Genomic DNA, 11214 nt, shown 5'->3' with positions numbered 1-11214 from the left:
CGCGGCACCGCCACGGCAGCGGTCCGCACCTGCTGGGACCCGGGTCACCGCACGCGGTGACCCGGGTCCCGGCGTCCGTGCACCCCGGTGCGGGCTCCCGCACCTCGATCCCGAGGGGTCGGGTGCCGGTCGGGCGGGGACCGGCCGGTCAGCGCGACGAGGGCGACCGCGTCCCGAAGAAGCCGGTGAAGGTCAGCGTCAGCACCGGACTGCCGGCGCGGGAGGCCGTCCCGGTGATCTCCACCAGTCCCAGGCCCGGTCGGCTGGACGACACCCGGGTCGCCAGGATGTCGGTGGCGAAGTGCAACTCGTCCCCGGGGAACACCGGCGCCAGCCAGCGCAGCTCCCGCCCGCCCGGCGAGCCCTGGGAGGTGGAGTCGGCCAGGACGGTGTCGACGTACGCCCGCATGAACAGCGAGCAGGTGTACCACCCGCTGGCGCACAACCCGCCGAGCAGCGATTCCCGCGCCGCCACCTCGTCGACGTGGAACGGCTGCGGGTCGAAACGCCGGTTGAACTCCAGCATCTCGTCGCGGTCGACGACGACCGTGCCCATGTCGATGTGCTGCCCGGCGGAGAAGTCCTCGAAGGCGAACCTGGTCACCGGGTCATCCTGCACCGTGCGCCTCCGCGGCCGGTCGGCCCGGTCGCCCGCGCTGGCCGTCACCGGTCGCCGTGACGGGCCGCACGCCGGCCTCGGGCCTACGGTGACCGCATGCCCGAGGACCGCGCAGCCCACCCGTCCGATCCCGGCGGACCGCCCGGCACGCCCAATCTCGCGGCGCTGCGGGAGCGGGTGCGCTCGGGCGGCGCCGACCGGTACCACCGCGCGAACGAGGCCCGCGGCAAGCTGTTCGCCCGCCGCCGGATCGACCTGCTGGTCGACCCGGGGTCCTTCCGCGAGGACGGGATGCTGGCCAACGCGCTGGCCCCGGACCTGCCGGCGGACGCGGTCGTCACCGGCGCCGCCACCGTGGATGGTCGCCCGGTCTGCCTGATGGCCAACGACTCGACCGTCAAAGCCGGGTCGTGGGGTGCGCGCACCGTCGAGAAAATCATCCGGATCATCGAGCGGGCCTACGCCACCGGCGTGCCGATGGTGTACCTGGTCGACTCGGCCGGGGCCCGGATCACCGACCAGGTCGACCTGTTCCCGGGACGGCGGGGGGCCGGGAAGATCTTCCACAGCCAGGTCCGGGCGTCCGGGTCCGTGCCGCAGGTCTGCGCGCTGTTCGGGCCCAGCGCGGCCGGCGGCGCGTACATCCCGGCGTTCTGCGACCTGGTGGTCATGGTCGACGGCAACGCCTCCATGTACCTGGGCAGCGACCGGATGGTCGAGATGGTGACCGGCGAGCGCACCACGCTGGAGGAGATGGGCGGCGCGCGGATGCACACCACGGTGTCCGGGGTGGGCCACCTCCTGGCCGCGGACGAGGCCGAGGCGGTGGCCGCCGTCCGGCGCTTCCTGTCCTACCTGCCGGGCAACCACACCCAGCCGCCGCCGTCGGTGCCGGCCGCGGATCCGGGGCGCGGCGACCTGCGCGCGCTGGTGCCCGCGGTCGAGCGGCAGGCGTTCGACATGCGCCGGTGGGTCCGCGCCCTGCTCGACGACGGGTCGGTCTTCGAGATCCACCCGGGATGGGCCCGGGAGGTGTTCGTCGGGTTCGGCCGGCTCGGTGGCCGGGCGGTCGGCGTCGTCGCGAACAACTCGCTGTTCCGCGGCGGCGTGCTGTTCGTCGACTCGGCCGACAAGGCGACGCACTTCGTCCAGCTCTGCGACGCCTTCAACGTGCCGCTGCTCTTCCTGGCCGACGTCCCCGGCTTCATGGTCGGGACCGCCGTCGAACGCCAGGGCATCATCCGGCACGGGGCCCGCATGATCGCGGCGGTGTCCGAGGCGACGGTGCCCAAGTTCTGCGTGGTCGTGCGCAAGGCCTACGGCGCGGGCCTGTACGCCATGGCCGGGCCGGGGTTCGACCCGGACGCCACGCTGGCGCTGCCCACCGCGCGGATCGCCGTCATGGGCGCCGACGCGGCCGTCAACGCCGTGTACGCCAACAAGATCGCGGCCATCGACGACCCGGCGGAACGCGCGGAGTTCGTCCGGGCCCGGCGCGCGGAGTACGAGCAGGACATCGACCTGGTGCACCTGGCGGCCGAGCTGGTCGTCGACGCCGTGGTGGAACCCGAGGAGCTCCGGGACGAGCTGCTGGCCCGGCTGTCGGCGGCCGAGGGCAAGGACCGCGCGTTCTCCCGACGCCGGCACGGGGTGCCGCCCGTCTGATGTCGGTTGCAGCGTGCGGTTCCGGGCCGCCGAGGGCAGAGGCGGATCTACGCTGTCGGCCGTGACGACGATCAGGTGCTGTCGGCCGTGACGACGATCAGGAACAGTCGGCCGTGACGACGATCAGGTGCTGTCGGCCGTGACGACGATCGGGTGCTGTCGGCCGTGACGACGATCAGGAACAGTCGGCCGTGACGACGGTCCTGCTCGCCGAGGACGACGAGGCCATCTCGGGCCCTCTGGTGCGCGCCCTGCGCCGGGAGGGCTACGACGTGCTGCACGCGACCGACGGCGGAGGAGCGCTGTCCGCGGCCACCGAGAACCCCGTGTCACTGGTCATCCTGGACCTCGGGCTGCCGGGCATGGACGGGCTGGAGGTATGCCGACGGATCCGCACCGCCGGGCGGGACACGGCGGTGCTGATGCTCACCGCCCGGACCGACGAGGTCGACTTCGTCGTCGGGCTCGACGCCGGCGCCGACGACTACGTCGGCAAGCCGTTCCGCACCGCGGAGCTGCTGGCCCGCATCCGGGCGCTGCTGCGCCGCAAGCCCGACCTGCGGCTGTCCGCCGGCGGCGTCACGCTCGACGGCCGGGCCCGCCGGGTGACCGTGCAGGGCCGGACCGTGGCGCTCAGCCCCAAGGAGTTCGACCTGCTGCAGCTGTTGATGTCCCGGGCGGACCAGGTGGTCAGCCGGGAGGAGATCGTCGACGCGCTGTGGGCCGGCGACCGGGCCGTCCTCCAGGGAAAGACCCTGGACATGCACGTGTCCGCGCTGCGCCGCAAGCTGGCCGAGGACGCCGGCGAGCCGCTCGACCTGCGCATCGCCACGATCCGCGGCGCCGGACTGCGCTTCAACCCGTGACGCCGTGCTGCGCCGCGTCCTGCTGAGCGTGCTGGCGGTCGTCGCCGCCACCGCGCTCGCGCTCGGCCTGCCGCTCGGCGTCGTGACCTGGCACCTGGTCGGTGACCGGTTGGACGCCGACCTCACCGCCCGGCTGGAGTCGGTGGACGCGGCGCTCGCCGCGGACGTCAGCCAGGCCGTCGACGACCGCCGGCTGACGCTGGCCGTGCCGGCCGGCGGCCTGCTCTCCGTGCGCCGGCCCGGCCACGCCCCCATCGTGCTCGGCGACACCGGGCTGGTCGGCGGCTACACCCGGGAGGTCGCGCTGACCCAGGGCGGCACCGCCGAGCTCGAGGTGCCGATGAGCGAGCTGTCGGCGCCCCGGCGCAGTGCCCTGCTGTGGGTGGCCGGTGCGGTGGCGCTGTCCCTGCTCGTCGGTGCGGCGGTGGCGGTGGTGCTGGCGCGGCGGCTGTCGTCGCCGCTGCGCAGCGTGGCCGACCGCGCGGCGGCCCTGGGCGCCGGTGACTTCCGCGTCGCGTCCCGGCGGTTCGGCATCGCCGAGCTGGACCGGGTCGCCGACGTCCTGGACGCCGCAGCACGGGACATCGCGGCGCTGCTCGGCCGGGAGCGCGACCTGGCGGGCGACATCTCGCACCAGCTCCGCACCCGGCTGACCGGCATCCGGCTGCTGCTGGAGGAGCTGGACACGGTGCCGTCGGTCCGGGACGACGCGGACTCCGCCGCCGCGGTCCGGGCGGGACTGGAGCAGACCGACCAGCTGGTCGCCGTCGTGGACGCCCTGCTGGCGGCGGCCCGCTCGCGCCGCGCCGCGACGGTGTCCGCGGTCGACCTGGGTCGCGAGACGGCGGCGCTGGCGGCGGAGTGGGAGCCGCGGCTGCGGCGGGCGGGCCGGGCGCTGGTGGTCCGCTGCCCGTCGGGTGCGGTCGCCGAGGCGACGCCGATGCGGCTGCGGGAGGCGCTGTCCTCGCTGCTGGACAACGCCACCCGGCACGGCGCCGGCACGGTCACGCTGTCGGCGCGGCAGGACAGCGGGCTGGTGGTGCTGGAGGTGGCCGACGAGGGTGCCGGCATCCCCGAGGCGCTTGTCGGGCACGTCTTCGACCGCGGCGTCTCGACGGCGGCGTCCACCGGGATCGGGCTCGGCCTGGCCCGGGCGCTGGTCGAGGCGGACGGCGGCCGGCTGGAGCTGCGCCGCCGGGCGCCGGCGGTCTTCGCGGTCTTCCTGCCGGGCCGCATTCCAGGCCCGCTCACCGACGGCGCGCCCGGGGAGCTCGCCGGTCCCGTCGCGGTGGTGCCGTCACCCCGGTGACCGGGACCGGGACGGTCAGCGGGAGGCGACGTCCGCCCGGGTGTCCGGGTCGCCGGCCCCGCCGTCCTCGCCGACGTGGGCGAGCTCGTCGGGGAACACATACCGCTTGTAGGCCCAGAACCGGAACGCCATGCCGAGGATGGTGCCGACGACGTTGGCCGCGATGAAGTCCGTGACGGACACCGTCAACCGGCTGTAGTGGGCGAGGTTGAAGCCGAAGGCGTAGTGCGACAGCCACAGCGGCACCAGGTTCAATCCCAGCGCCAGCCCGTTGACGAGGAAGAACAGCATGGCCTCGTGGTGGCGCTCGCGGCCGCCGCGGTGCCGGAACGACCACTCGCGGTTGAGCACGTAGCTGACGATCGTCGACAGCACGATCGAGATGATCTTGGAGGTGATCACCTTCTCGTCCAGCACGGTGTGCGACAGCAGGGTGAACACGCCCGTGTCGACGATCCACGCGGTGCCGCCCACCACCAGGAACTTGGCGATCTCCCGGTACTTCGGGGGGAGGACGGCGCGCACGCGGTCGATCAGGCTCACCGGGTCAGTGTAGGGCTGCGCCCGCGGCCCTTTCGTCCGGTCCCGCGACATTTCCGCAGATCACACGGCCTTCACACGGTGGTCGTCCCGGCGGCGTCGGGAGCCGGACGGCGGTCGCGCGACGGTCAGACGGGGCGGGCCGCGACGGTCACCACGGCCCCGACCACGTAGGTGTCGGTGTTCGTCGGGCCGCTGGAGACGGTGACGGCGGCCGCGTTCGAGCCCGCGACGCCATAGTCGGTACGGCCGGACAGGTGCACGACGTCCAGACCGACGCAGCGACCCTCGATCGTCCCGGCGAGCGGGCCGAGGAACCGGGACACACCGGCCAGCGGGTAGGACAGCGTCGCCGGGCCGGCGCTGACGCGCTTGTCACCGAAGGCGTCCGTCGCCCACAGCACGACGTCGGCGCTGCGGACGGCACCGGCCGCGCCGTTGTCGGACGCGGCGAACCGGGCGGTGAACCCGCCGCTGCCCGGCTCCACATCGGTGATCTCGGGGAACTGCACCCGGGCCACCGACTCTGCGGCGCCGTCGGACCGCCAGAGCACGACGACGGCCCAGCCGACCATCGGCTTGCGCCCGGGCGACTTCAGGTACGTCGACAGCACGGCGGACGGGACGCTGACGCCGACCGTGGCGCCCGCGCCGACCAGCGAGGTCACGTCCACCACCCGGGTCTGCACCTCCGGGGCGGCGACCGGGCGGCCGGCCTGGTCGACCGCCGGCAGCGCCTGGTCCCCGCTGCTGTGCAGCCCGTAGGGCGTGCCGTTCACGGTCAGCACCGGGTCGGCCAGCGGGAAGGTGGGACCGCGCCCGGCCGCGGACAGCAGCAGGCCGGCCCACAGCACCCGGCCGCCGGGGGCGGGCAGCGTGGCGGTGGCGGCGGGCAGCACCGTCGCCGCGCAGGTCGGCGAGTCGCGCAGCTGGCCGAGCAGCCCGCAGCCGACGAGCGCGCCGCCGACCGTGCCGGCGTCGACCCGGCCGGTGTACTCGATCGGGTCGCCGACCGCCCGCGGCGTGACCGTCAACGGGTCGTCGGCGGTCATCGGCACGGTGCTGCCGGTGGCCTCGGCGGTGACGTCCGGCAGCTGCTGCGTGCCGCCGGCGGACGGCAGGACCGCTGCCGCGAGCCGGGTGCGGACGTCGGTGCCGGTGCCCGGGTCGCAGGTGACGGTGTCGTCGCCGACGCTGCACCCGCCCCCGGTGGCCGCGGTGACCACGATCCCGTCGGACAGCCGGGCGGGGAAGGAGAACGGGCCGGGGTCCCCGGTGCCGGAGGCGCGGGCGTCGAGCACCAGGGTGGCGTCCCGCCCGGCCTGCAGCGCCGTGGTGGCGGACAGGCTGTAGGCGGTCCAGTCGGACCCCCAGACGAAGTCGCGGGACAGCGTGGAGGCCAGGCTGCGCCCGCCCTCGAGCCGGGCCACCGGCGGCCGCACCACCGACGTGGACGCCGACGTCGACGCGGCGACGGCGACCGTCCACGTCACCGGGCCGTCGACGGTGCCCGGGTCGCACCGCAGCGTGGTGTCGGTGGCGGTGCAGCCGGCCGGCCAGCCACGGTCCGGGGCGCGCAGGACGACCCCGTTGGCCAGCTTGCGGGGCAGCTCGACCGCACCCGGGTCGTCGACGTCGTCGACGAAGGCGGCGGTGATGGTCAGCGGCGCGGCCGGGCCGCCGAGCACCAGCCGGTCGGGCGGGGTGAGCACGATCGAGCGGTAGCCGGGCTGGACGACGACGTCACCCGGGTACAGCGTGACGGCGTACGAGCCGCCGCCCGGGAAGCCGACCGCGCCGGTCACCGGGCCCGACAGGGCCGCGTCGGGCCGGACGAGCACGGCGACGTCGAGGGTGAGCGGCGAGCCGGGTGCGGGGGTGCACACGGTGGAGGCGCCGGCCTGCGTGCAGCTGCCGCCGTCGACCGGGGTCACCGCGACCAGCTCCACCCCGTTCAGGGGCTCCGGCAGCGCCCGGGGGACGGTGACGGCGCTGCCCGCGGTCACGCCGGGCGCCAGCGGCAGGGTGACCCGGCGGGTGTTCCGGCCGACGTGCACGGTCTGCGGCAGCTCGAGCTGGGGCAACAGGTAGCCGCCGGTGGCCGTCACCGCGAGGGTGCCTGCCGGCAGCTCGTGGCCGTAGTCGTCGGTCGCGGTGACCGGCACCGCGCCGGGGGCGGTGTCCTCGGCGACGGCGACGGCGAACGTCACCCCGCCGTCCAGGACCTCCGCGACGGGGCAGCGGAGCGCGGCGCGGCCGTCGGCGGTGGCGGAGGTGCAGGAGTCGTCGGTGGGCGTCCAGGTGACCCCGGGGACCGTCGATGCCGGCACGGTGAGCGTGCCGAGCCGGCTGGCGTCGACGATCTCGGCCGTGCGGGTGGCCGACAGCGTCACCTGCGAGCGGGCGCCGACGGCGAGCACCGCCTGGGACAGGGTCAGCGTGTCAACCGGCGCGGCGACGTCGAGGGTGAGCGCGGCGTCCGTGACCGGACCGTCGGCGACCGCGACGCCCAGGGTGACCGTGCGGGCGGTGAGCGGCGCGGCGGTGAGGTCGAGCGCCAGGTCGAGACCCACCGCGGTGCCGCCGGGCAGGGTCACCGGCAGGGCGCAGTCGACAGCTCCGGCGGCCGCGTCGCTGGGCGCGCAGCTGCCGGGGGACGGGGCCGCGGCGGCGAAGGCCTGGCCGACGCCGGCACGCAGACCGGCGGTGACGGCTGTGAGGCCGCGGGCCGAGAGGCCGGCCGGCAGTCCGGTCAACCGCAGCAGGCTGCCCGCGGGCACGTCCGCCGCGGCGGTGACGTCGAGCCGGACGGTCACCGGGGCGCCGCCAGGGACGAAGGTCACCGTCGACCCGGCGCCGCCGCCGACGGTCACCAGCAGCGCCGGCGGGGTCGCCGGAGGCGGGGTGGTGTCGGGCGGCGTGGTGTCCGGAGGTGTCGTGTCCGGCGGGGTGGTGTCCGGCGGGGTCGTGTCCGGCGGGGTCGTGTCGGGCGGGGAGGTCGGGGGAGTCGTCGTGGGCGGGGACGTCGGGGGAGTGGTCGTCGGCGGGGAGGTGGGGGGAGTGGTCGTCGGCGGGGTGGTCACCGGCCCGGTCGAGTCCGGCGGGACGCTGCCCTGGTTGGGCTGGCGGGTGGGCCGGGTGGTGGTCGTCGAGCCGCCGCCGGTGCCGCCCCCGGTCGTCGCCGGTGCGCCGGTCGTCCCGGGGCTGCCGGTGTCGCCGGTCCCGCCGTCACCGGGGGTGCTGCCGTCGCCCGGGGTGCTGCCGTCGCCGGTCCCGCCACCGCCCGGGGTGCTGCCGTCACCGGTCCCGCCGTCGCCCAGCCCGCCGTCGCCCAGCCCGCCGTCGCCCAGCCCGCCGTCGCCGAGGCCGCCGTCGCCGAGGCCGCCGTCGCCGCCGTCACCGAGCCCACCGTCACCCAGCCCGCCGTCCCCGAGCCCGCCGTCACCCAGCCCGCCGTCCCCGAGCCCGCCGTCGCCGAGCCCGCCGTCCCCGCCGTCGCCCGGCACCGTGCCGAGGTCGCCGGGCACGAAGGGCGGGATGTCGGTCGGCAGGCCGTCGGTGCCCGTGTCGCCGCCTGCGCCGCCGCCCGTGCCCGCCGACCCACCGGTGCCGGTGCCGGTGCCGGTGCCGGTGCCGGCGCCGGTGCTCGGGCCGGCGCCGGTCCCGCGGGCGCTCCCGCTCGTCGTCGCGCCGGTCGTCCCGCCGGAGCTCGTGCCGGCGGTGGTGGGCGGCGCGGGCTGCGAACCACCGGCGCTGCCGGTCCCACCGGCCGTACCGGCGCCACCCGACCCGGTGCCGTTCAGATCCGTTCCCGGCGCGACCGGCGTCGCGACGACGCCCCGGTCGTTCGCCGACTCCGGACGGACGGCCGGGGTGCTGCCGACGATGACCACGACCAGCGCGGCCACCGCCGCGACCAGCACCGAGCCGGCCGACCCGGCGAGCACCGCCTTGCCGACCAGGGTCTTGCCCGGCACCCGGGCCAGCACGGTCTGCGCGGGGATCTTGGCCAGCAGACCGCCGGCAGGCGTGCTGCCCACGGTCTCGCCCAGGGCGTGCGACCCGGTGTGCACCCCGGCGTGGGCTCCTGCGACGCCGACCTCGCCGGCTGCCGCGGAGCCCAGCGCCACCAGCGGCGGCACCGGGCCCAGGGTCGCCAGGTAGCCGGCCGCCGCGCCGCCGAGCAGCAGCGGCGCGAGCAGCGCCCGCAGCCCGCTGTTGACCTCCGCCAGTTCGGCGGCCAGCGCCCGGCACCGGTCGCACTCCTCCAGGTGGGCGTCGACCTGCGCCTTCTCCCGCTTGGACAGGCCGCCGCGGGTCCAGGCGCCGAGCCGTTCCACCGTCACGCGGCACCGGTCGGCGGCGGTCTCGGCGAGGTGCGCCTGCAGGTAGGCCTCCCGCAGACCCTCGCGGGCACGGAAGGCCAGCGAAGTCACCGCGTTGGGGGCCATCCCGAGCAGGACGCCGACCTCGCGGGCGGACTGACCCTCCACCTGGGTGTGCCAGAGGACGGCCTGCCACCGCTCGGGCAGGCTCCGGAACGCCCGGGCCACCAGCCCGTTCTCCAGGTCGGCCAGGACCGGGTCGTCGCCCTCGACGGCGACGTCGTGGTCCTCCATCTCGCCGGTGAACTGCAGCCGCTGGTCCTTGCGGGTGCGGTCGTAGGCGGTGTTGCGGAGCACGGTGAACAGGTAGGCGCGGAAGGCGATGTCCGGGCCGCGACCCTCGAGCAGCCCGTCCAGCACCCGGGCGAACGCCTCGGACACCAGGTCGTCGGCCTCGGTCGACGAGCGGGCGAACTGCCGGGCCAGCGTGGCCGCCGCGCCGGCGTGCCGGCGGTACAGCTCACCGAAGGCGGCGCGGCCGCCGGCGCGGACACGCGTGATCAGCTCGGCGTCGCTCGCCGGCTGCGCGTGGTCCTGCTCCGTGGTCACCTGTTTCCTCTCGTCCGTCCCGGGGCCGGGGCGCTGGGCTGGTGGTGCTGGCACTGCCGCGGCCCGCGCACCGGCGGATCGCCGGGTGCCCGTCGGGACCGCTCCGCGCACGGTGGCCGGCGGGCGGCCGGGCGTGCGCGGCGACAGGGCACCCGCGCGGGGGATCCGCCGGGAGGACCTCTCCATTGTGACGTCTCAGTGGACGCTGCGTCACGCAGTGTGAGTCCGTCGATCCGCAGAACTTTTTTCGCCGGATCGCGTGACAGCCGGCGGGCTCGCCCGTCACCTCTGCGACAGCAACGACGCGGCTCAAGGAGTGAACCGCCCCGGGCCGCCGCCCGTTGCGCACAGGAGAGGTGAACCGATGGTGACAGGCGCCGACGTGGACCGGCTGACCAGCGACGAGATCCGCCGGGTCTGGTCGGCGCGGGCGGACGGTGCCGGCTGGGCGTTCCCGGCGGACTGGCACACCCCCGCGGTCGACGCGGTCTGCGAGGCCGTCAGCGCCGGCGGCGACGTGTGGGCCCCCGCCGAGCGGCTCGGTCAGGACCGCGCCGCCTCCGGTGTCTCGCTGGCCGAGGCCCTGGCGGACATCGACATGCTGGCCGCGATCGCCCCGCAGCGGTACACCGCCTCGCTCCGCCGCGCCGTGTCCCTCGGCTGGGCCGACCGGGTCACCGCGCCGCCGGCCGCCGTCTCCGACCCGATGACCGGTCTGGTCAGCCCCGAGTACCTGCACGCCCGCCTCGAGGAGGTCTACCTGGAGGCGGAGTCACAGGGGCAGCCCGTCGGCGACACCTACGCCCTGGTGCTCATCCGGCTCGACCTGGCCGGCCGTCCCGGCTGGCAGCGGCTGCTCCCGATGATCCACACGGCCGAGGGCATGCGGACGGTGTTCGCCGGCGGGCAGACGCTGGTCCGGCTCAGCCCGGCCGTCGCCGCCGTCCTCACCCGTCGCGATTCCAAGCTCGCGCGCCGCGCGCTGCTGCTGGCCGAGATCATCGCGGCCCGGCTGACCGGCGACCCGGACGCGGCGATCCCCGCCCCGAAGGTGTGGATCGAGCACCTCCCGACGACCTACCGCGCCGCCCTGGACCTGGTCGGCGACTGGAGCCGCTGATCCGCCCACCGACCAGCCGGCGGCTCGCCGCCGGTATCCGATCGGCGGCCCGCCGCCGGTCAACCGAGATCTCCGCCGGGACCCGCAGGGGACCCCGACCCCCTGCGGGTCCCGGCGGTCGCACTCGCCGGCACCCGCGGCGGACCCCGACCCCCCGCGGG

7 protein-coding genes are annotated in these 11214 nt (G+C 76.1%); 4 read left to right on the top strand and 3 right to left on the bottom strand.

The window, feature by feature from the left end:
• Window positions 1-148: 148 nt before the first annotated feature.
• A complete protein-coding gene (locus tag IEY37_RS10960) occupies window positions 149-604 on the bottom strand; it encodes a MaoC family dehydratase (protein WP_188941610.1) in 456 nt (151 codons plus the stop codon).
• Window positions 605-715: 111 nt separating this feature from the next.
• On the opposite strand from IEY37_RS10960, the gene IEY37_RS10955 reads away from it, so the two are divergent.
• The 3 genes from IEY37_RS10955 to IEY37_RS10945 all read left to right on the top strand — a co-directional run bounded on the left by IEY37_RS10955 (window position 716) and on the right by IEY37_RS10945 (window position 4459).
• Complete coding sequence (locus tag IEY37_RS10955; protein WP_188941609.1) at window positions 716-2284, top strand: acyl-CoA carboxylase subunit beta; 1569 nt, start codon at window positions 716-718, stop codon at window positions 2282-2284.
• A gap of 191 nt (window positions 2285-2475) precedes the next feature.
• Window positions 2476-3150, top strand: a complete 675-nt coding sequence (locus IEY37_RS10950; RefSeq protein WP_188941608.1) for a response regulator transcription factor — start codon at window positions 2476-2478, stop codon at window positions 3148-3150.
• A 4-nt stretch (window positions 3151-3154) separates the two neighbouring features.
• Window positions 3155-4459, top strand: a complete 1305-nt coding sequence (locus tag IEY37_RS10945) for a sensor histidine kinase (RefSeq protein ID WP_188941607.1) — start codon at window positions 3155-3157, stop codon at window positions 4457-4459.
• Between the two features lie 15 nt (window positions 4460-4474).
• Here the strand turns inward: IEY37_RS10945 and IEY37_RS10940 are convergent, their stop codons facing one another.
• Together IEY37_RS10940 and IEY37_RS22545 are read right to left on the bottom strand one after the other, a co-directional pair.
• Window positions 4475-5002 carry a GtrA family protein gene (locus IEY37_RS10940; protein WP_229674295.1) on the bottom strand — a complete coding sequence of 176 codons (528 nt, stop codon included), beginning with the start codon at window positions 5000-5002 and terminating at the stop codon, window positions 4475-4477.
• A 125-nt stretch (window positions 5003-5127) separates the two neighbouring features.
• Window positions 5128-9933 carry a sigma-70 family RNA polymerase sigma factor gene (locus IEY37_RS22545; RefSeq protein WP_268238003.1) on the bottom strand — a complete coding sequence of 1602 codons (4806 nt, stop codon included), beginning with the start codon at window positions 9931-9933 and terminating at the stop codon, window positions 5128-5130.
• 364 nt (window positions 9934-10297) lie between these two features.
• Between IEY37_RS22545 and IEY37_RS10930 the strand changes: the two genes are divergently transcribed.
• On the top strand, window positions 10298-11053 hold the full coding sequence (locus tag IEY37_RS10930; protein WP_188941605.1) for a hypothetical protein: 756 nt from the start codon (window positions 10298-10300) through the stop codon (window positions 11051-11053).
• Window positions 11054-11214 lie beyond the last annotated feature (161 nt).

The sequence above is a fragment of the Nakamurella endophytica genome (assembly GCF_014646215.1).
Classification (GTDB): Bacteria; Actinomycetota; Actinomycetes; order Mycobacteriales; family Nakamurellaceae; genus Nakamurella; species Nakamurella endophytica.
The sequence above is the reverse complement of the archived record's forward strand: the minus strand, read 5'-3'. Positions and strand labels throughout refer to the sequence as shown.

Coding starts and splice junctions, on each gene's coding strand:
- IEY37_RS10955 (WP_188941609.1), top strand. CDS start 716: ATGCCCGAGGACCGCGCAGCCCACCCGTCCGATCCCGGCGGACCGCCC.
- IEY37_RS10930 (WP_188941605.1), top strand. CDS start 10,298: ATGGTGACAGGCGCCGACGTGGACCGGCTGACCAGCGACGAGATCCGC.